Source organism: Aeromicrobium halocynthiae, from assembly GCF_039531385.1.
Classification (GTDB): Bacteria; Actinomycetota; Actinomycetes; order Propionibacteriales; family Nocardioidaceae; genus Aeromicrobium; species Aeromicrobium halocynthiae.
Genome location: NZ_BAAAPY010000001.1, coordinates 633,710 through 654,251, shown reverse-complemented (window position 1 = coordinate 654,251; position 20,542 = coordinate 633,710). Strand labels below are relative to the sequence as shown.

Here is a 20,542-nt window from a genome sequence, read left to right as displayed (position 1 = left end):
TGTGGCCCCGCGAGGGGTGTGACAACTCAAGAGGGGCTGATCGGTTTCGACTGTGGTCGTACGGATCAGGTGAAGCGGGTAGAGAAGGCAACGTCATCTCTCAAACGATCGTTGCAAACCCACAAGTGCCGAGAACAAGCGCACTGACTTCGCCCTCGCTGCCTGACAGCGACTGGTGAAGGGCAGACCCGGGAGCGTCCCCGTCCCGGATCGTCTGTCTCATCGAGGGGACTTGCTGGTCACGCTGTGTCGCAGGGCGTGATCGGGACTTCACTGTGACTGGGCCTGTCGGTGACGCGTTCGTCCGAGCGCCGGGGCCGAGAAAATCGTCAGACGGACTGCACCCGGAGAAGCCCTGATGCTGCGCCAGAGGACCCGGGTTCGATTCCCGGCAGCTCCACCATGACAAGACCCCCACCCCGTTTTTGGGTGGGGGTCTTGTCGTGGTGATTCAGTGGGGTGAATCGAGTCGGCCCCTGCCGCGAGGAACGAGCGGTAGGGATCCCGGCAGCTCCACCATGACAAGACCCCCACCCCGTTTTTGGGTGGGGGTCTTGTCGTGGTGATTCAGTGGGGTGAATCGAGTCGGCCCCTGCGTCCTACAGCGCCGCGTAGAGTGCCTGCTCGAACTCCACGTACGTCTTCCACGCGTCCTCGTAGGTGATGAACGGCAGGGAGTTCGTGTAGATGCTGGCGCAGATGCCGGTGGTGCGGTCGATGAAGAAATGGGTGTTGAAAAGACCGGCCCAGGAGCCGGTGCCGGCACGCCGACCGCCGGGGACGTCCTCGGTGTTCAGCAGGAGCCCGTGACCCCACTTCCAGCCCGGACCAGCGTGCATGGTGTCGGTGATGGCCGGGTCGGCGGTCGGGATCTCAGCAGGGAAGTCCAGGTCGCCGATCTGGTTGGTGAAGGCGGCATCGACCGTGTCCTCCGACAGGATGCGAACACCGTCGAGCTCGCCACCGCGCAGCAGCGCGCGCTCGAACCGGATGTAGTCCCTCGGCGTGGAGTAGAGGCCGTGGCCACCGGCGTACCACTCGGGCGCCTGGTTGAGGATCTCTCCGGCCGACGTCCACGCTCCGTCCTCACCCTTCACGTGGACCGTCACGGCGTTGGCGTAGCGGGTCTCGTCGAGGATGAACGCGGTGTCGGACATGCCGAGCGGGTCGGTGATGTTGTCGGCGATGACGGCATCGAGCGTCTCGCCCGCGACGGCCTCGACGACGCGGCCGAGCCAGTCGGTGTTGATGCCGTACACGTACTCGGTGCCGGGGTCGGCGACCATCGGCGCCTTGAACGCGTCCATCGTGCCGGGCACGACGTTCGGGGTGCCGGTCGCGGCCTCGTACCTGACGAGCTTGTCGTTCCAGAACCAGTAGGCGAGGCCGGAGGTGTGCGTGATGAGGTGGTGGACCGTGGCCTTGCTGGCCGGTTCGCGCAGGACGGGAGTGTCGCCGTCGAAGCCGTCGAGCACCTTCACCTCGGCGAACTCCGGCACGTACTGCTCGACGGGGGCATCGAGGTCCAGCTCGCCCCGCTCGACCTGCTGGAGTGCAGCCGCCGTGCAGACCATCTTCGTCATCGACATGATGCGGAACTGCGTGGAGGTGGTGACCGGGTCGTCGGACTCGCCCGCGACTCGCACCCCCGCGCCACCTTCGTAGAAGACGCCGTCGGCGTCAGCGGCAATGGCAGCGATGTGCGGTAGCGCGCCTCTGTCCACGGCTGCGTCGAGCACCCGGTCGATGCCGGTACCGTCGATGGTCCTGCTCATGGTGACCTCCTGGGTCGTCGGGCCCGCGGCGGTCGCAGGCCGTGTTCTAGGTCACACTGGTCGTGTGCTGCCCAAGGTGGAACCGTCGGTGTGACGAGGATCGGCGGTCGCGGCCCGCCATCTGGCGGGTAGAGCAACATGAGGCCGCCACCATCGTGGACACGGCGCGCGAGCGGGGTAGCGGGGGTAGCCTGCGAGGACGTCCGATGCGAGAGGAGTGCTCGTGACCACCCTGCCGACGCCGCCGCGTCCCGCGTTCGACGCCGAGCTGAAGGCCGGACTGGCCGTGGTCGGTGGCATGTTCCCACCGACCATCACGCCGGACCTGATCGACTTCATGCGCACGTCCTACGCGTCCCCACCCCTGGACGACGTCTTCTCCGAACGTCGCATCATCAGGCAGGACCACACCATCTCCAGCCACGACGGCTCCCCGATGCTGGTCTCGGTCCTGCGGCACGCCGAGGCGACCGGCGTCGTCCCAGCCGTGCTCTACGCCCACTCCGGTGGCCTGATGTTCGGCGACCGCTTCAGCGGCATCGATCTGGTGCTCGACTGGGTCGACCAGCTCGGCGCCGCACTCGTGACGGTGGAGTACCGGCTTGCGCCAGAGCACCCCGACCCCCACGGCCGTGAGGACATGTACGCCGCTCTGCTGTGGTTGGCGGAGCACGCCGGCGCCCTGAATGTACGAGCCGACCGCGTCCTCGTGGCCGGCGCCAGCGCCGGTGGAGGTCTCGCGGCAGGCGTCGCCCTCGCTGCCCGCGACCGCAACGGACCCGCCCTCTGCGGACAGGTGCTCGACTACCCCATGCTCGACGACCGCTGCGCAACCCCCTCGACCGCGCAGTTCGACGGCGTCGGGGTCTGGGATCGGGTCAGCAACCTGACCGGATGGGACGCCCTGCTCGGTGCGGCGCGCGGCTCGGCCCACGTCTCGCCCTACGCGGCGCCGTCACGGGCCACCGACCTCGGGCACCTGCCGCCCGCCTTCATCGACGTCGGTGCTGCCGAGATCTTCCGCGACGAGGCGATCGACTACGCCCGGGCCATCTGGAGTGCCGGCGGCGACGCCGAACTGCACGTGTGGTCCGGCGCGTTCCACGCCTGCGACATCTTCGCGCCCCACACGGCCGTCGGACGCAGCATGATCGCCACACGGAACGCCTGGGTGGAGAAGACCCTTGCCGACTGACATCGCGACCCAGGCAGGAGGGCGCTGATGCAGGAGCTTCTGGGGCGCATCGCGCGACTCGACCCGAGCGCCAGCCTCGGGCTGCGTGTCATCGCCTGCTTCGACGAGCTGGTCGTCGGCCGGGTGAACACTCGGGCACTGCTCGCCTCAGCCGCGTCGCTCGCAGCATGTACTGCCGGATTCGAGCAGCGATCTCCCGCGCGAGTGGTTCGCATCGCCCCGGACGGACACCGCGACGACACGCTCGCGCCGTCGCGCCGTTCGGAGCTGACGGCCCACGCCACCGAGGACTTGCGGGTGTGGCTCGAACGCGAGGGTCCTCAGCAGCCCAACGATGCCATCATCCTCGAACGGCTGGCCCTGGCCGTCCGCATCCGGCACGGCCACGGGCGCAGGGAGTTCGACAACCGGCGCTACGTCGGCCTCCTGGTCGATGAGACCGTCGAGGAGGAACAGCGCTGCATCTCGGCCACCGCCCTCGGCCTGGTCGCAGGACGCCGCTACCGCGTAGCCGTCGCCCCTCTGTTCGCCGTCTGGACCACCCACCCCGCAGGGCCCGAGGACGTCGTGCCCACACCGTTCGGCCCCGTGCACGCTGTCGTCGTGCCGGCCGACCACGGAGAGCTCGATGCAACGCCCTGCGGCATCGGCTCACCGACCCACGTGAGCGAGCTCCACCACTCGTTCCGCACCGCCATGGTCGCGCTGCGCCTGTGTGACCCTCCTTCTAGCCCGCGGGTAAGGGCCGACGACCTCGGCGGCATCGTCGGCCTCCTCGCCGACTCCGCAGGCGCCGGCCACCACCCCGACGTCGAACGACTCGCAGCGGTGTTGGAGCACCCGTGGGGTGCCGCCACGATCGACGCCATCGTCCGCACCGGCACCGTCCGCCAGGCCGCGCGCGACATCGGGATCCACCACAGCACGATGCAGGACAGGGTCGAGACGATCGAACGCATCCTCGGCTTCGACCCCATGGACGGGTTCGGCCGCACCCGCATCGGTACAGCACACATCATGTGGCGGCTCGAGAACTCCCGCGTCCTCGAACTGCCGCCTCCACCGGCAGGACGGTGACGCCGTGACAGCCCAGCGACCCGGCCAGGTCCCACCGTGCGAGCCTGTGGCCCGACCCGGGTGTCGGCGAGGCCGACGTGCTCGTCGAGGGACGTCGACGTCGTCGACGCCGAGGGTGTTCATGGTGGCCCGCTCGGGACGAGGACGACGTCGTGCGGACACGATTCGCTGCAGTCGACGCCGTGCCGGTGCCGATCGCTCTGCCTAGGCTGGTCGCATGCGACGCACCTGCTCGGTCCGCTCCGCCGCCGCCCCCGACGAGGTGTGGCGACTGATGGCGCGCCCGGCCGAGTGGTCGACGTGGGCGCCGCACGTCCGGGGCGCCTGGGGTCTCGGCGACCCGGAGGTCGAGGTGGGCCGCAGGGGTGCAGCACGGCTGCTCGGCGCTCTTCCCGTCCCCGCACGTATCGACGCCGTCGACCCGGGGCGCTCGTGGACGTGGTCGGTCGGTCCGGTCCGCCTCGAGCACTCCGTGGACCCGGCGGACGCGGACGGGGAGGTCGACGGGGTGCGCCGGCGATCGGTCGTCACCATGACGGTCGAGGCGCCGGCGCCGATCGCAGCCACCTACGCCCCGGTCGTCGCGTTCTTCACGCACCGGCTCGCGCGCGTGGCCGAACGATGAGACCCGCGTGAGTCGCTCGGCACGTCGAGCGATGATCCTGCTCGGGACCGTCGTGGCCGCGAGCGCGGCCCTGCTCGGGCTGCTCTGGGCCTTCCAGCGGTCCCTCGTCTACCTTCCCGACACCGCGTCCGTCCAGGCGCCGCCCGAGGTTCGCGAGGTCGACCTCGCGACGACCGACGGCCTGCGCCTCGAGGCGTGGATCGTCGAGCCCGACGCCACCTCCGACCGTTCCACGGCCGTGCTCTACGCGCCGGGCAACGCCGGCAACCGTGCCGGGCGGCTGGACATGGGGCGTGCCCTGGCTGCGGAGGGGTTCACCGTGCTGCTGCTGGACTACCGAGGCTACGGCGGCAACCCGGGGCGGCCGACGGAGGACGGCCTGGCCAACGACGCCCTCGCCGCGGCCGACCTGCTGGTCGCAGAGGGCTTCGAACCGGCGCGGACGGTGTACGTGGGGGAGTCCATCGGCACCGGCGTCGTGGCGCGGCTGCAGGCCGACCGACCGCCGGCCGGGATGCTCCTGCGCTCGCCGTTCACGGACTTCGGTGCGGTCGCCGCGCACCACCTGCCCTGGGCGCCGACGGGGCTCCTGCTCCGCGACCGCTTCCCGCTGCTGGACGACCTGGCCGGGTCCCAGGTGCCGGTCTCCGTCGTGCGCGGTTCGAAGGACGAGGTGGTGCCGACGCAGCAGAGCGCAGACGTGGCGCGCTCCGTCGAGAACCTCGTCGAGGAGGTCGTCATCGACGGGGTCGGCCACAACGACCCTGAGATGTTCGGGGAGCCGGTCGTCGCCGCGACGGTCCGGCTGGCGGACCGGGTGGTGGGTTGAACGTCGCGGGCGGCGAGCCCGGGGTCTAGGGTGAGCGCATGCAGACCAGGCGTCCCGCCCGGCCGCGGGGGAGCCGACCTCTGCTGGCCCTCGTCGTCCTCACGCTGACCCTCACGGGACTCGGCGGCGCCGCCGTCGCCGACGAGGCCCCGCCGCCTGCTCCCGAGAGCGAGCCGGCGCAGGTGGAGTCGCAGGACGCCTCGACGCCGAGCCCGTCCACGACACCGACACCGACACCGACACCGACACCGTCGCCCAGCCCGACGCCGACGCCGACGCCGACGCCGACGGTGAGGCAACAGGCAGTGAGCGTCTCGTTGACCACTCGCTCGAGCCTGCCGGCGGTCTCCGTGCGCAGCCGGTCGGGCAAGCGCACGGTCTTCGTCCTGCAACGCCACGACGGGCGCCGATGGGTCTCCCTGCGCACGCGCACCAGCGATGCGAACGGGCGGCTCGTCTTCGCCCGGAAGGTGCCGTTCTCCACCCTGCGGGTCCGCGCCAAGGCAAGTCCCGGCTGGACGGACGCGACGTCGAAGAAGATCAACTCCCGCACGAAGTGGTCCGCGGGGTACTCCTCGCTCAAGATCAAGAACGCCAGCGTGGCGGTCACGCCCCTGGGGTCCGGCAGGACGCTGACGGTCGGCGACCACCGCCGCGACTTCGCCTGGTCGACCATCAAGGTGCCGATCGTCGTCGCTGCGGACTCACGACGCACCGGCAGCAGGGCCGACAAGTCGGCGGCTCTGCGCTACTCCAACAACGCTGCCGCCCGTCGGGTCTACGACTCGCTCGGGTCGTCCCGACGGTCCATCCTCAACCGTCACCTCCGTGCCCACGGAGACCCCTCGACCCGCATGAGCGCGGTCGGCCCGGGCCTCACGTACTGGCACGTGTCGCACCAGTCGCGGTACGCCTCGCGCATCGCGTGCGCCCCCAAGGCCCGTCCGGCACGCATCGAGATGAAGAAGGCCCGACCGTCCTACCCGTTCGGCCTGCTCCAGACGAAGCTGAGGTCGAGGACCATCCAGAAGATCGGCTACGGAGGCACCGAGGTGCGCCAGCTCGCCATCGTCACGCTCAGCGACGGCCGCAAGTACGGTGTCTCGATCCTGGCCGACGGGGGCTTCGCGCGGGCGCGGGCCAAGGTCGACCGGATCGCCCGGTGGGTGGCGAACCGTCTCGACCACGTGCCCGCCCGACGGTGCTGATGGCCTAGGTTGCCTGCATGACGGTGCACCGCATCTCCACCCACCTGCACGACGGACTGCGCTTCGACGTGAAGGACGAGGGACCGAAGAGCGGGGAGGTCGTGCTGCTGCTGCACGGGTTCCCCCAGACGTCGAGCTGCTGGGACGCGGTCGTGCCGCTCCTGAATGCACAGGGGTACCGCACGATCGCCCTCGACCAGCGCGGGTACTCACCCGGTGCTCGTCCCCGTGGACGCTGGTCGTACCGGACCGATCTCCTGGTGGCCGACGTCGTGTCGCTGATCGAGCGCGTCGGCGCCCCTGTGCACCTCGTCGGGCACGACTGGGGGGCGGTGGTCTCGTGGGGCGTCTCGGTCGCCCGTCCCGACCTCGTGCGCACGCACACCTCGGTCTCGGTCCCGCACCCGGCGGCCTTCGTGAAGTCCTTCCTGACCAGTCGGCAGCTGCTGCGCTCCTGGTACATCCTGTTCTTCCAGCTGCCGGTGCTGCCCGAGCTGGTCATCACCCGCGTGCCGGGCGTCTTCGCCCGGCTGCTCGCGAGCTCGGGCATGGACGCCGAGCTGTTCGAGCGCGTGCAGGCCGAGATCGTCGAGTCCGGCGCGCTGTCGCCGGCGATCGGCTACTACCGCGGCCTCCTGCTGTCGCCGGGTGCGGCGCGGGGACGCAGCCGGGTCCCCACGACCCACGTCTGGAGCTCCGGCGACTCCGCGCTCGACCGGGCCGGCGCCGAGCTCTGTGGGGACTACGTGCGGGCGCCGTACCGCCTGGAGGTGATGGAGGGTGCCAGCCACTGGATCCCCGACCAGGAACCCCAACGGCTGGCGGAGATCATCGGCGAGCGCGCTCGCGGATGACGCGGTGGTCCTCTAGCGTCGTGCCATGAGTGATCCCTACGACCAGCGCGCCGTCGACGACGCTCTCGCCGGACTCGACGGTTGGGCCGGTGGTCCCGACGCCCTGACCAAGACGTACGAGTTCGAGAGCTTCGTCGCGGCGATGGCCTTCCTGCACCGTGCGACAGGACCCGTCGACGAGATGAACCACCACCCGGAGTGGACGAACGTGTACTCGCGGGTGGACGTACGGCTCACCAGCCACGACGCCGGAGGGGTCACCGACGCCGACGTGCGCCTCGCCGGACTGCTCGACGACCTGGCACGGGCGTGAGTGGGTCGTCCGCCTACCCGCCGTACCCCGGGGAGGATCCCGGACCCGTGCTCCCACCCGAGCACTGGGGCCCACCGCGTCAGCCGTCGCCGCCACCCCGTCCGCCGGTGTCGGCACCGCCCGGGCCGCAGCCCGGACCGCCCGTCCCGTCGGGACGGTGGGTGCCGCCGGAGCCGCCGAGGCCGCACCCAGTCCCACCACGGCCCGGTGCGCTGACCGCGGCGGTCCGCCTGATGTACGTCGGCGCCGTCCTGGCCCTCGCCTCCGGGGCGCTGTTCCTGCTCGACCTCGGTCTCGTGCGAGAGGCGATGTACGTCGACATCGACCCGGCCGACCCGACCTTCGGCCCCGAGTACGACGCCTTCGTCGATGCCTTCGTCGTCGCCATCGGGGCGTTGACCGTCCTGTGGGGTCTCGTGGCGGCCTGCGCATGGGTCTGGATGGCGGTGATGAACCGACGCGGTCGAGCCTGGGCGCGCATCGTCGCCACCGCCTTGGGCGGCGTCAACGTCCTCACCTGTCTGGCGAGCCTCGGCACCGGCGTGGTGGCGCAGGCGGCGCCGAACCTGCTCGGGCCGACGCCGGGGGTCGGTCCGGTCGCGCTGGTCGTGACCGGTGTCTACCTGCTCGTCTCGGTGGCCGCGATGGCGCTGCTGTGGCCGCGGCGGGTGACCGAGCACGTCCGGGCCGTGAGCGCACAGCGACGCTGGCAGGACTGGCAGGCGACCCACGGGCGGGGCGGATCCCAGTAGGGTCGAGGCGTGCGCGACCAACCCCTCTCGACGTCGGCGGCGATCGGGACCGCTCTCGCGCTCGTCGGACTCTGGACCACCGGCCTGCTGGGCGAGGGACTCACCGTCGAGGTCGCCCGTGCGGTCGACCTCGGTGCCCTTCCCGCCTGGCTGTGGCGTGCGACGTGCCTGGGAGCAGGGGTCGCGGTCGTGCTCGCGTCGCGACCCGCGGTCCGGCGTCTCGACCCGAACGCGCGAGCCGGGGCAGCGGCACTGCTGCTGCAGCTCGGTGGGGTGGGACTCGTCCTGCTGGCGTCCGTCCCGGAAGGTGCGCGGCCGGGCGAGGCGTCCGGCTCGTGGGAGACGGTGGCGTTGCTGTGCCTCGGGGCGCTGGTGCCGGCGGCCGGCTTCCTGCTCGCGGCACGGTGGCGACGCGAGCCGGTCATGCGCACCGAGACGGTGGTCGGGTTCGTGGCCTCGACGGTCGCCCTGTGGGCGATGCTCCTCGCCTCCGGTCAGGGCGACTGGACGGGTCTGGCCCAGCGGGTCGCCCTGACGGCGGCGCTGGGCTGGATGGCGTGGCTCTTCACACGATCGCTCGACCCCGACGCGAGGTCGGTCCGGGGCTGACGCGCCCTCACGGCTGGCAGTGCGGGCACCAGAACGTGTTGCGCTCCTGGGTGGGGACGTCACCGAGGCTTCCCGACCGCAGTCGCGTCCCGCATCGTCGGCACCGCCCGCGTTCGCGCCGGTAGACCCACCGTTCCTGACCGGGGCGGGTGATGCCCGTGAAGGTGCGCTCGACCCGCGACTTGTTGGTCTGCAGGAGCAGGTGACCTCGCCGGAGGAGAGCCTCGAGGTCGCCGACCGCTCCGACGGGCCGCTCGGGGGCGAGTCCGGAGAGGAAGAGCAGCTCGTTGACGTACTCGTTCCCCAGCCCGGCGAGGTTGCGTTGGTCGAGCAGGGCGAGGAAGACCGGGCGGTCGGGTTCCGTGCCGACGCGTCGGACCGCCTCCTCGAGGTCCCAGTCGGGGCCGAGGACGTCGGGGCCGAGGTGCCCGACGGCTCGGTCCTCCTGGTCACGCTGGAGCACCTCGAGGATGCCGAGGGAGTAGCCGACCGCCTGGTGCTCGGCCGTCTCGAGGACGGCCCGGGCCTGGTGGGCGGGTCGACGCCACCGTGTCCCGAGCCGGTGGACGTGCCAGGCGCCCTCCATCTTCAGGTGCGAGTGGATCGAGGCGTCGCCCGTCCGGATCAACAGGTGCTTGCCCCGGCTGAGCACCTCATCGACCACGCGCCCGGACAGGTCGAGCGTGGCGTGGGCGGGCACCCGGAAGTCGGTGCGGGTCAGCTCGCGGCCCGCGAAGACCTCGTGCAGGTGGTGGGCGGCGCGCCATACGGTGTCACCTTCGGGCATCGAGCCGCAGTCCCTTGGGGTGGCGCTCGAAGCCGGCCTCGAGCAGGGCGTCGCCGAGCGCGGAGGACGTGACGCCGCGCCCGGCGAGGCTCTCGATCGTGAGCCGGGGGACCCGGCCGGACCGCACGGCGCTGGCGAGGGCGCGAGCCGCAGCCTGCAGCCGCGCCGGCTGGACGTCGAACAGGAGCCCGGTGCGCCCGCCCCGCTCGAGGTAGAGCACGGCGTGCCCGTCGTGCACGACGACGAGGGCACCGGCCTTGCGTGCCGGTCGGGCACGGGTGCCGTCGGCGGGGTCGTGGACGTCGGGCCAGGGAAGGGCTGCACCGAAGACGTTCGCGGGGTCGGTCGCCGCGAGCACGACGGCCTCGACGTCGGCGGGCGTCTCCTCGTCCCGCTGGAAGGTGCGCAACCGGTCGACGGTGGCCGGGGCGGCGAACTGAGCCGCTCCCAGTCCGTCGACGTAGTACCCGCGAAGACAGGCGCCGGTCTGCTCCAGCTCACGCAGCACACGGTAGGCCGCGGCGAAGCCACCGGGGGTCTGCTCGGCCATGACGGGGCCGCGGGTGACGATGCCGTAGCGGCTCAGGAGCGTCTCGGTGCGGGCGAGCTGCAGCTCGGTCCCGGTGAGGGGTTGCGGAACGGCGAACCAGCGGCCGGAGGCGGTGGGGGGTCCGAGCCGCGCGCGTCGGAGTCCGGCCCCACGTCCTGGGCCCCGCCCGGGTCGAGCACGGGCCGACGGTCCACGCGTGCGGTGCGCTCCGCGTCCGCCCAGCCGGCTGCGGATCGGGGTGAAGGAGTCGCCGGCCACCCGCCCCGCCCAGACCAGCTCCCACAACGCCTCGACGACGACGGTGTCCTCGACCATCGTGGGAGCGTGGACGGCCAGGTGGTCGACGAGCTGACGGAACAGGTACGCACCCCCACCGTCCAGGGCCCCGAGGAGCTGCTCGGCCACGGCGGAGAGCTCCGGCGTGTCCTTCGCGGCGGGCAGCACGAGGTCAGCCGGGTGGAGCTGCACCCACCCGTCCTGTCCTGGCAGCGAGCCTGCGCCCGTCCACACGATCTCACCGGCACCCAGCAGTTCGTCGAGCATGCCGGGGGAGTAGTCGCGGACGCGGCTGGGCAGCACGAGCGACTCCCACGCCGAGGCCGGGAGGGAGACCCCGGCGAGCTGGTCGACGGCCGAGAGCACGGCCTCCGGACCGCGCGCTGAGCCCTGCACCCCCATCCAGGCGGGGACGAAGCGAGCGAGTGCCGGTGGCTCGACCGGTTCGATCTGCTGGCGGGCGGCGGCGAGCGAGCGACTGCGAAGGCGCCGCAGCACCCCTGGCTCGACCCACTCGCTGCCGGTCGCGGTCGGGCGGAACTCGCCCTGGGTCAGTCGGCCGTCGCGCGAGAGCCGACCGAGGACGTCGGCGACGACGGCCGTCCCGAGCCCGAGCCGTCGCGCGGCCTCCGCCGTGGTGAAGGGTCCGTGGGTGCGGGCGTAGCGGGACAGGAGGTCGCCGAGGGGGTCGGCGACGGACTGCAGGTGCGCGTCGGGGACGCCGAGCGGCACTGCCGCGCCCAGGGCGTCGCGCAGCCGACCGGCGTCCTCGACCGCCGCCCAGTGCGTGGCTCCGGCGACGGCCACCTCCAGGGCACGACGCGATGCCTGGAGCTCGACGAGCAGCGGGGCGGCGTCGTCGTCGGTGATCCGCGCGGTGACCTCCTCGACGGTGAGCGGCCCCAGCAGGCGCAGGAGGTCGGCGACCCCCTCGACGCCGCTCAGCCGTCGGTCCTCGGCGAGCCGTTGCAGCTCGGCCTCGGTGCGCTCGAGCACCTCCGGGTCGAGCAGCTCGCGCAGCTCCGCGCGGCCGAGCAGCTCGGCCAGCAACGACGGGTCGAGAGCCAGGGCGGCGGCCCGGCGCTCGGCGAGGGGGGTGTCGCCCTCGTAGAGGAACGAGGCGACGTAGCCGAACAGCAGGGTCTGGGCGAACGGGGACGCCCGCTCGGTCGTGACCTCGCTCAGCCGGATCTCACGCCCCTCGATCCGCTTCATCAGGCCGAGGAGGGCCGGCAGGTCGTAGACGTCCTGCAGGCACTCCCGGGCGGTCTCGAGCAGGATCGGGAAGTCCGGGTACGTGCGCGCGACGTCCAGCAGCTGGGCCGCGCGCTGGCGCTGCTGCCACAGCGGAGCGCGCGCCCCGGGGTTGCGACGCGGCAGCAGCAGCGCCCGGGCGGCACACTCGCGGAACCGCGCGGCGAACAGCGCGGAGCCGCCGACCTCCACGGTCACGAGCTGCTCGAGCTCGTCGGCCTCGAAGACGAACAGGTCGGTGCCCGGCGGCTCCTCGCCGGCACCGGTGACGTCCGGGACCCGCGCGACGATCCCGTCGTCGCTGGCCACGACGGAGCCGTCGACCCCGTGGCGCTCGAGCACCCGCGCACCGACGGCGAGCGCCCAGGGGGCGTGGACGCGTCGACCGTACGGGGAGTGGAGCACGAGACGCCAGTCGCCGAGCTCGTCGCGAAAGCGTTCGAGGACGAGGTCGCGGTCGGTGGGCAGCACCCCGACGGCGGCCCGTTGCTCGGACAGGAAGGCCGTGAGGTTGCGGCCGGCGCGTTCGTCGAGGTCGGCCGGGGTGGCACCGTCGCCGGCGCGTCGGACGAACTCGCCGATCGCCTCGCCCAGCTCGGCGGGCCTGCCCTCGGCGTCGCCGCGCCAGAACGGGAGTCGGGCCGGTTCGCCGAACGCCGGGGTGACGACGACACGGTCGTGGGTGATGTCCTGGATGCGCCAGCTCGTGGCACCGAGGGCGAAGACGTCGTTGACGCGTGACTCGTAGACCATCTCCTCATCGAGCTCGCCGACCTTGCGTGGCGCGGAGGCGTCGTCGGCCCCGTCGGCGAGGACGACGGAGAACATGCCGCGGTCCGGGATGGTCCCGCCACTGGTCACGGCCAGGCGCTGGGCCCCGGGTCGGCCCGTGAGGGTGCCGGCGTCGCGGTCCCAGACCAGGCGCGGGCGCAGCTCGGCGAAGGCGTCGGAGGGGTAGCGCCCGGCCAGCAGGTCGAGGGTGGCCTCGAAGATCGAGCGGGGGAGCGTGGCGAACGGGGCCGCCCGCCGGACGAGGTCGAACCACTCCTCGACGTCGAGCGGCTCCAGGGCCGCGGCCGCCACCGTCTGCTGGGCGAGCACGTCCAGCGGGTTGGCGGGCACGGACAGCTGCTCGATCGCACCGGCGCGCATGCGTTCGGCGGTGACGGCCGAACCGACGAGGTCGTGCCGTGTGGTGGGGTACATGAGGCCGCGCGAGGTGGCTCCGACCTGGTGCCCGGCACGGCCGACGCGCTGCAGCCCGCTCGCGACCGACGGCGGCGTGGAGACCTGCACGACGAGGTCGACCGCACCCATGTCGATGCCCAGCTCCAGGCTGGAGGTGGCGACGACGCACCGCAGCCGCCCCGACTTGAGGTCGTCCTCGATGAGCGCACGCTGCTCCTTGCTGACCGAGCCGTGGTGGGCGCGCGCGAGCGTCGGCTCGGCCCCCGCGGACGTGCCGCTGGCGCCGCCGACCTGCGTGGGTGCGGACCCGGCGTCGCGCACCGGCGCGTGACCCTCGGCGTTCTCGATCCGCTCCGCCCAGCGTTCGTTGAGGTGGGAGGTGAGACGCTCGGCCTGGCCCCGGGAGTTGCAGAAGACGATGGTGGAGCGGACCTGCAGGATCCGCTCGATGACGTCGTGCTCGACGAACGGCCAGATGCTGCCCCCCGCGTCGTCGCCGACGCTGCGCGCGGCCGAGCGGCTGACGTCGTCGGCCGGTTGCTCGACCGGCGGTCGGGAGAGGTCGGTCATGTCGTCGACGGCGACGACCACGTCGAGCTCGAGCAGCGACGGTGTCCTCGGCGCGACGACCTCCACGCGCCGCCGGCCGCCGAGGAACCGCGCGACCTCCTCGTGCGGGCTCACGGTGGCGCTCAGACCGATGCGCTGAGGACGCGTCGCCGCCTCCGGCGCGTCCGGGTCGGCACCCGCGCGCAGGGCGTCGAGACGCTCGAGCGAGAGGGCCAGGTGGGCACCGCGCTTGGTCCCGGCGACGGCGTGGACCTCGTCGATGATGACGGTCTCGACGCCGAGCAGGGTCTCCCGCGCCGCGGACGTGAGCATCAGGAACAGCGACTCGGGAGTCGTGATGAGGATGTCCGGCGGACGCGTCGCGAGGCGTCGACGTTCTTGCTGCGTGGTGTCGCCCGAGCGGACTCCCACGCTCACGGGGGTGTAGTCCTCTCCGAGCCGTGCCGCGGCCTGGGTGATGCCCACCAACGGCGAGCGCAGGTTGCGCTCGACGTCGACGGCCAGCGCCTTGAGCGGGGAGACGTAGAGGACGCGGGTGCGCCGCATCGGGTCCTGCGGCGGCGGAGCGTGCAGGAGCGAGTCGACCGCCGACAGGAAGGCCGCCAGCGTCTTGCCCGACCCGGTGGGCGCGACGACGAGGACGTCGGCCCCGGAGTCCAGGCCCGCCCACGCGCCCTCCTGGGCCGGGGTGGGTGTCGCGAACGCGTCGGTGAACCACGACTGCGTGGCCGAGGCGAAGCGGCCGAGCGCGGCATGGGTCGACACCATGGTCAGCATCCTCCCAGGCAGGTCCGACACTCGCCTCCGACGCGGGTGGGGCTGCGCGGACCGGCCACTGCGGTGAGGCATCCTGGGCCCATGATGTCCCGCTGGATCCGATCGTCTCGAACCGTCGCGGCCCTCGCCGCCGCCACTCTCGTCCTCGCGGCCTGCTCGGCCGAGACCGAGGAGCCCGAGGCCGACCCGAGCCAGGGTGAGGGGGCCACGCTGGTGGAGGTCTCACCCCTGACCGGCGAGCCGCTCGACGGCCCGCTGCCCGAGCACCCTGTCATGGTCGTCAAGATCGAGAACACCTCCGCCGGTGCGCCGCAGACCGGTCTGGACCGCGCCGACCTGGTCGTCGGACAGCTCGTCGAGGGTGGGCTGACCCGGCTGGCCGCGTTCTACCACTCCAGCCTTCCCTCGGGGGTCGGTCACGTGCGCTCGCTGCGCACCACGGACATCTCCCTCGCCAAGCCGGTCAACGGCACCATCGTCGCCTCCGGTGGTGCGGGCGGGGTCGTCGAGCGCGTGAAGGGCAACCGCCTGGGGGTCGTCGTCGAGGACGAGGGCGGCGCCGGCTTCAGTCGCGACAGTGCTAAGTCGGCCCCCTGCGACCGGCTGATCGACCTCGGGGCCGCCGCGAAGCGCGCCAAGAAGGCCTCGATCCCCGGTCCGTACTTCGCCTGGACCGCCGAGGGCGAGGCATCCGGCGCGCCCGAGCCGGCGAAGGCGTCGCGCGCGACCGTCCGGTTCTCGGCGAGCACCGAGACCCAGTGGCGCCTGTCGAAGGGCACGTGGAAGCGCACCAACGGCTTCGCGACCAAGGAGTTCGCCGCGGACAACCTCGTCGTCCTGGAGGTCCCGGTCAGCGACGCCGGCTACACGGACCCGGCCGGCAACCCCGTGCCCGAGACGATCCTGAAGGGCTCGGGCGCGGCCACGATCCTCACCGCGGACGGCGCGGTCGAGGGCACGTGGGCCAAGGACGGGATCGGCGGGTCGATCACGTTCGCCGCGGACGGCGAGGAGTTCACGCTGGACCCGGGCAGGACGTGGATCGAGATGATCCCTCGCGGGTCGGGGTCGGTCTCCTACCGCTGACGTCGACGCGGCGAGGCGGCGAGGTCGTCGGGGACCTCGCCGGCCGATCCGCCGTCCGTCGGCAGGGGCACGCCGAGACCGGCCAGGGACCGCATCCCGGCCAGGATGGCGCTGATGGCGGCCTGGACCTGCTCGGCGGCCTCCTCGGCGTCCCCGGCATCGGCGACGTACTCCGACGCCGAGCGGATCGCGCCGTAGAAGATGGCGGCCAGGGCGTCGGCGAGCTGCTCGCCGCCGCCGAGGTCGGCGAGGAGGCCGTCGACGGTGGTCTTGACCAGTCCGAGGGAGGCGGCGCGCTCGGCGTCGGCCCAGCGCTCGTGTCCCAGGGCGACGGGTCCCTCCTGCATGCAGATGCGGCGAAAGTGCGGTTCGCGGCACGCCTCCAGGAAGGCCGCGAGCCCCACCTGTGCCCGCTCCCAGGGATCACCCGCCGCGTCGATGCGGCGAGCGATCTGCTCGGAGGTGTCCTGCTGGATCCGCAGGAAGACGCTCTCGAACAGGGCCAGCTTGCTGGGGAAGTGGTGGTAGAGCGCGCCCTTGGTCACGCGCGCGGCGGCGACGACCTCGTCGAGGGAGGTTCCGGCGTACCCATGGGCGGTGAACAGGGCCTCGGCGTTGTCCAGCAGCGAACGCTTCGTGCTGGAGGAGTAGTCCTGGCGTCGGGTGGTCTTGCGGGCCGCGCGCAGCACCTTGGCCGGGTGAGTCATGACACGGAGTCTACGCCGGTGCCCGACCGTGCTGACCCTCACACGTGTCTCGAGTGGCCTGAACTGCGAAGACTCGCCATACTGAGAGTACGTACCGAGGGTATGACCTCACTCTCGGGGCGAACGAAAGGAGCACCTCCATGACCTGGGATGCCTACCACCGCCGCCAGGACGCCCTGCGCGACGTGCTCGCCCTCGCCGACCGCCGCGACGAGCCGAGCCTCGACGACCTCCTCGACACCGTGCCCGGAGCCCGACAGGCCTACCCCGACCCCGACCTCGCGCTGCTCGACGCGCAGATGGCGTTCGTCCAGCGGCTGCGCGGTAGCGTCGACCTCGCCCTCGGCGACGACCTCGAGGACGTCGCGACCGAGCGCGAGGAGATCGTCGTCCGCGCGTGGGCGGAGACGGCCGACGCGATGCCGGGCGCCCGCGCCCTCCTCGACGCCGCGGAGTCCGAGGGACGGCTCGCCGCGACGTTCCAGAGGGAACGTGCCATCCTCGCGGGTCTCGCGGGGTCCACCGTGCACGGCCCGCGCCTGGTGGAGCACGGTGACCGGATCCGTCGCAAGGCTCGCCGACGGGTCACCCGACGCGCCGGCGACCCGACGGACGCGACCGTCCGTCAGGGACTGTTCGGCCGGTTGCGCGACGCGCTCGCGGCCTGATCCCCGCCCGGGCGCAGCTGGTCGAGGAAGACGCCGATCTCGGCGTCGATCGCCTGTCCGAGCTCGTGCTTGAAGAGGCTGAGCGTCACCTGGCTGGCCACCGACAGCAGGGTCTCGACGGACTCCAGGATCGCGCCCCACTGCTCCTCGGGGAGCCCGGCGTCGACGAACGGCTGGACCAGCCCGGACGCGACCCGCTCGACGAACTCGTCGGCGACGACGCGCAGGTGCGACTGCACCACCGGGAACATGTCGATGATCGTGGAGGCGGGGACTCCCAGAGCGACGGCCGCCGCCCCCGCGCGCACGACGCTCGGAAGGAGCAGCCGGACACGGTCAGGGTCGCCCTCGATTGGCTCGACCAGGCCGTACTCGGTCATGGCGGTCACGAGGGAGTCGTCGTGCGTGATGCCGGCCAGTGACGACAGGGCGTCGACGGTCATGACCTCCGGCTCGACCTCGCGGTGCGGCTGGTCGAGCAGGTTCAGCAGGTCCATCGTGTGGCCGGCGGCCGAGGCCGGGCTGGATCGCACCGCCTGCTCCACGGCGGCCAGCGTGTAGCCGCGGTCGACGAGCTCGCGGACCAGCTGGAGGCGCTGCAAGTGCTCGTGCCGGTAGTAACCGGTGCGACCCTCGAGCCGCGGACCGGGGATCAGGCCGCGTCCGGCATAGGCCCTGACGTTGCGCACCGTCATGCCGGCGCGCGCGGCGAGCTCGTCGATCGTGAACTCCTCGACCTCCACGCCCGGGGCGTCGGCCTGGCCCACGTCGGCGGACGACGTGGGCGCGTTCGCGGACGTCGGCTCGCTCATGCGGGCATCATAGGGGCATGGACTCGCTGCGAGGTCGTCTCCTGGTGGCCACCCCCGCCATCGAGCAGGGCCCCTTCCTGCGCAGCGTCGTCTTCCTGCTCGACCACGACGACGACGGTGCCCTGGGGGTCGTCGTCAACCATCCGCTCGACGCCGACGTCGACGACGTCCTCCCGGCCTGGGGCGGGCGCGTCAACGCGCCGGACTGCCTCTTCGACGGGGGCCCGGTCGCGATGGACTCCGCCCTCGCCGTCGGGGTCCTGTCCACGAGCAGCCGACCGCCCGAGGGGTGGCAGTCGATGGGCGGGAACGTGGGACTCGTCGACCTCGCCGGCCCGCCGCCGGTCGAGGGCCAGCTCGCCGGGCTGCGGGTCTTCGCCGGGTACGCAGGGTGGTCGGCCGGACAGCTGGAGTCCGAGATCGAGGAGGGAGCCTGGCTGGTCACCGACGCCCTCGAGGGCGACCTCCTCTCGCCGAGCCCGGAGAGCCTGTGGCGCGACGTGCTGCGACGCCAGGAGGGCGACGTCCGGCTCTGGACGACCTTGCCGGACGACCCGTCGCTGAACTGAGCCTGGCGTCGCAGGGAGCTCGACGCACGGGTTCGGCACGAGCCGCCCGGGTCGCTACCATGAGCGGGTGGGAATCTTCGGCGGCGGAACGAGCACGGTCCAGGACGAGCGCACCGAGCTGCGCCCAGACCTTCGTCCCGAGGACGGTGACCACGAGCGCTTCTCGCACTACGTGCCGAAGGACACCCTGACCGAGGCGATGATCAACGGCACGCCGTGCATCGCCCTGTGCGGCAAGGTGTGGGTGCCCTCGCGCGACCCCCAGCGCTTCCCGGTGTGCCCGGAGTGCAAGGAGATCTGGGAGAAGATGTCCGGCGACGAGGGAGACTCCGGCTCGGATGGCTAGCCAGCGCCTGCGGGCCTGGCAACGAGCTGCGTTCGACCTCTACTCGCGCACGCAGCCGCGCGACTTCATGACCGTCGCGACGCCCGGCGCCGGAAAGACGACGTTCGCCCTGACGATCGCCGCCGACCTGCTGCACCGCGGTGTCGTCGAGCGGGTCGTCGTGGTCACCCCGACCGACCACCTCAAGACGCAGTGGGCGCTCGCTGCCGCGGGGGCGGGCATCCGCATCGACCCCGCGCTCGCCGGGCACGGCGCACTCGCCAAGGACTTCCAGGGTTTCGCCGTCACCTACGCCGGACTGGGCGTCAACCCGAACGCCTACCGTGTGCGCGTCGAGGCCCGACGGACGCTGGTCATCCTCGACGAGATCCACCACGCCGCCGACGCGCGCTCGTGGGGCGAGGCGGTCCGTGAGGCGTGCGACCCGGCGGAACGTCGACTCGCCCTGACGGGGACGCCCTTCCGCTCCGACGACAACCCGATCCCGTTCGTGGAGTACGCGCCTCAGGGCGACGGGACGCTGCAGAGCGTCGCCGACTACACCTACGGCTACGGCTCGGCATTGCGGGACGGCGTCGTGCGCCCGGTGCTCTTCATGGCGTACTCCGGGGAGATGCACTGGCGCACACGAGCCGGTGACGAGGTCGCGGCCCGGCTCGGCGAGCCGCTCCCGAAGGACGCGACCGCGCAGGCACTGCGGACGGCACTCGACCCTCAGGGCTCCTGGATGCCGACGGTCCTGCAGGCCGCGCACCGACGTCTGCAGGAGGTGCGTCGCGACATCCCCGACGCCGGCGGGCTGGTGATCGCGAGCGACCAGGAGTCCGCACGGCAGTACGCCTCGCTCCTGACGGACATCACGGGCGACCGGCCGACCGTCGTGCTCTCCGACGAGGCCGGTGCGAGCGACCGGATCGCGGAGTTCTCGGCGAGCATGACGCCGTGGCTCGTGGCGGTGCGCATGGTCAGCGAGGGCGTCGACATCCCGCGCCTGGCCGTCGGCGTCTACGCCACCACGGTCGCGACGCCCCTGTTCTTCGCCCAGGCCGTGGGTCGCTTCGTGCGGGCGCGTCGGCGTGGGGAGACTGCGTCGATCTTCCTGCCCAGCGTGCCCGGCCTGCTCGGCCTCGCCGCCGATCTCGAGGCCGAGCGCGACCACGTCGTCGGCCGGCCGGTCTCCGACGAGGACGACCTCTACGCCGCCGAGGCGGAGATGCTCGCCCGTGCCCAGCAGGCGGAGTCGGCCTCCGACGACCAGCTCGGCACCTACCAGGCGCTGGGCAGCGAGGCGTCGTTCGACCGGCTCGTCTACGACGGTGGCGAGTACGGGGGAGCGGCGCGCGAGCTCGACGACGACGAGCTCGACTTCCTCGGCATCCCGGGCCTGCTGGAGCCCGACCAGGTCGCCGAGCTGCTGCGGACCTCGCGCGCCAAGCGCACCCGGGAGACGTCGCGACCGGCGGCGGTCCAGGAGGTCGAGGACGACGCCGCCTTCGAGCGGCGTGCAGAGCTGCGCCGCGAGCTCAACGGGCTCGTCGGCGCCTGGCACCACCGCACCGGCCAGCCGCACGGGGTGACCCACGCGAAGCTGCGCACCGACTGCGGGGGTCCGCCCGCCGCGCAGGCCTCGGCGACGCAGCTGCAGGCCCGCATCGACCGCCTGCGTCAGTGGGCGCTGCGGGCCTCGGGCTGAGGTCCCAGCCCCTCACGGCGTC

General features: G+C 72.3%; 19 protein-coding genes and 1 other RNA gene. 15 read left to right on the top strand and 5 right to left on the bottom strand.

Features of this window, described 5'->3' with window-relative positions; genetic code table 11:
* The first annotated feature begins 32 nt into the window (after positions 1-32).
* Positions 33-403, top strand: a transfer-messenger RNA (tmRNA) gene (gene ssrA / locus ABD213_RS03245).
* Positions 404-599: 196 nt separating this feature from the next.
* Here ssrA and ABD213_RS03240 read toward each other — a convergent pair.
* Complete coding sequence (locus ABD213_RS03240; protein WP_344324214.1) at positions 600-1,775, bottom strand: serine hydrolase domain-containing protein; 1,176 nt, start codon at positions 1,773-1,775, stop codon at positions 600-602.
* A 223-nt stretch (positions 1,776-1,998) separates the two neighbouring features.
* Here ABD213_RS03240 and ABD213_RS03235 point away from each other — a divergent pair, with 223 nt between their 5' ends.
* The 9 genes from ABD213_RS03235 (at position 1,999) to ABD213_RS03195 (ending at position 9,237) form a co-directional block, all read left to right on the top strand.
* Positions 1,999-2,970, top strand: a complete 972-nt coding sequence (locus ABD213_RS03235) for an alpha/beta hydrolase (RefSeq protein WP_344324211.1) — start codon at positions 1,999-2,001, stop codon at positions 2,968-2,970.
* 27 nt (positions 2,971-2,997) lie between these two features.
* On the top strand, positions 2,998-4,047 hold the full coding sequence (locus ABD213_RS03230) for a helix-turn-helix domain-containing protein (protein ID WP_344324208.1): 1,050 nt from the start codon (positions 2,998-3,000) through the stop codon (positions 4,045-4,047).
* 217 nt (positions 4,048-4,264) lie between these two features.
* The gene (locus ABD213_RS03225; protein ID WP_344324204.1) at positions 4,265-4,672 is read left to right on the top strand and encodes an SRPBCC family protein; all 408 of its coding nucleotides are present in this window, start codon (positions 4,265-4,267) and stop codon (positions 4,670-4,672) included.
* A 7-nt stretch (positions 4,673-4,679) separates the two neighbouring features.
* Positions 4,680-5,501, top strand: a complete 822-nt coding sequence (locus ABD213_RS03220) for an alpha/beta hydrolase (protein ID WP_344324201.1) — start codon at positions 4,680-4,682, stop codon at positions 5,499-5,501.
* 38 nt (positions 5,502-5,539) lie between these two features.
* Positions 5,540-6,709, top strand: coding sequence for a serine hydrolase (locus ABD213_RS03215; RefSeq protein ID WP_344324197.1), 1,170 nt, complete (start codon positions 5,540-5,542; stop codon positions 6,707-6,709).
* 17 nt (positions 6,710-6,726) lie between these two features.
* On the top strand, positions 6,727-7,563 hold the full coding sequence (locus tag ABD213_RS03210) for an alpha/beta fold hydrolase (RefSeq protein ID WP_344324194.1): 837 nt from the start codon (positions 6,727-6,729) through the stop codon (positions 7,561-7,563).
* Between the two features lie 25 nt (positions 7,564-7,588).
* Positions 7,589-7,876, top strand: a complete 288-nt coding sequence (locus ABD213_RS03205) for a 4a-hydroxytetrahydrobiopterin dehydratase (protein WP_344324191.1) — start codon at positions 7,589-7,591, stop codon at positions 7,874-7,876.
* Positions 7,877-8,109: 233 nt separating this feature from the next.
* The gene (locus ABD213_RS03200) at positions 8,110-8,628 is read left to right on the top strand and encodes a hypothetical protein (protein ID WP_344324188.1); all 519 of its coding nucleotides are present in this window, start codon (positions 8,110-8,112) and stop codon (positions 8,626-8,628) included.
* A 9-nt stretch (positions 8,629-8,637) separates the two neighbouring features.
* Positions 8,638-9,237 (top strand): DUF998 domain-containing protein, encoded by a 600-nt coding sequence (locus tag ABD213_RS03195; protein WP_344324185.1) that lies wholly within the window; start codon positions 8,638-8,640, stop codon positions 9,235-9,237.
* Between the two features lie 7 nt (positions 9,238-9,244).
* On the opposite strand, the gene ABD213_RS03190 is transcribed toward ABD213_RS03195, so the two are convergent.
* Together ABD213_RS03190 and ABD213_RS03185 are read right to left on the bottom strand one after the other, a co-directional pair.
* Positions 9,245-10,024 (bottom strand): DNA-formamidopyrimidine glycosylase family protein, encoded by a 780-nt coding sequence (locus ABD213_RS03190; protein ID WP_344324181.1) that lies wholly within the window; start codon positions 10,022-10,024, stop codon positions 9,245-9,247.
* Positions 10,011-14,630 (bottom strand): ATP-dependent helicase, encoded by a 4,620-nt coding sequence (locus ABD213_RS03185; protein WP_344324178.1) that lies wholly within the window; start codon positions 14,628-14,630, stop codon positions 10,011-10,013. The genes ABD213_RS03190 and ABD213_RS03185 overlap by 14 nt, the downstream gene beginning before the upstream one ends.
* A gap of 90 nt (positions 14,631-14,720) precedes the next feature.
* Here ABD213_RS03185 and ABD213_RS03180 point away from each other — a divergent pair, with 90 nt between their 5' ends.
* On the top strand, positions 14,721-15,725 hold the full coding sequence (locus ABD213_RS03180; protein WP_344324175.1) for a DUF3048 domain-containing protein: 1,005 nt from the start codon (positions 14,721-14,723) through the stop codon (positions 15,723-15,725).
* Here ABD213_RS03180 and ABD213_RS03175 read toward each other — a convergent pair.
* Entirely contained in the window at positions 15,716-16,432 is a 717-nt protein-coding gene (locus ABD213_RS03175) for a TetR/AcrR family transcriptional regulator (protein WP_344324172.1), read from the bottom strand. The two genes, ABD213_RS03180 and ABD213_RS03175, sit on opposite strands and share 10 nt — an antisense overlap.
* A 140-nt stretch (positions 16,433-16,572) precedes the next feature.
* On the opposite strand from ABD213_RS03175, the gene ABD213_RS03170 reads away from it, so the two are divergent.
* On the top strand, positions 16,573-17,100 hold the full coding sequence (locus ABD213_RS03170; protein ID WP_344324169.1) for a hypothetical protein: 528 nt from the start codon (positions 16,573-16,575) through the stop codon (positions 17,098-17,100).
* Here ABD213_RS03170 and ABD213_RS03165 read toward each other — a convergent pair.
* Complete coding sequence (locus tag ABD213_RS03165; RefSeq protein ID WP_344324166.1) at positions 17,058-17,912, bottom strand: MerR family transcriptional regulator; 855 nt, start codon at positions 17,910-17,912, stop codon at positions 17,058-17,060. The two genes, ABD213_RS03170 and ABD213_RS03165, sit on opposite strands and share 43 nt — an antisense overlap.
* Before the next feature lie 17 nt (positions 17,913-17,929).
* Between ABD213_RS03165 and ABD213_RS03160 the strand changes: the two genes are divergently transcribed.
* The 3 genes from ABD213_RS03160 (at position 17,930) to ABD213_RS03150 (ending at position 20,520) form a co-directional block, all read left to right on the top strand.
* Entirely contained in the window at positions 17,930-18,481 is a 552-nt protein-coding gene (locus ABD213_RS03160; protein WP_344324163.1) for a YqgE/AlgH family protein, read from the top strand.
* A gap of 67 nt (positions 18,482-18,548) precedes the next feature.
* Positions 18,549-18,827, top strand: a complete 279-nt coding sequence (locus ABD213_RS03155; protein ID WP_344324160.1) for a DUF3039 domain-containing protein — start codon at positions 18,549-18,551, stop codon at positions 18,825-18,827.
* Positions 18,820-20,520, top strand: a complete 1,701-nt coding sequence (locus ABD213_RS03150) for a DEAD/DEAH box helicase (RefSeq protein WP_344324157.1) — start codon at positions 18,820-18,822, stop codon at positions 20,518-20,520. The genes ABD213_RS03155 and ABD213_RS03150 overlap by 8 nt, the downstream gene beginning before the upstream one ends.
* The last annotated feature ends 22 nt before the right edge of the window (positions 20,521-20,542 follow it).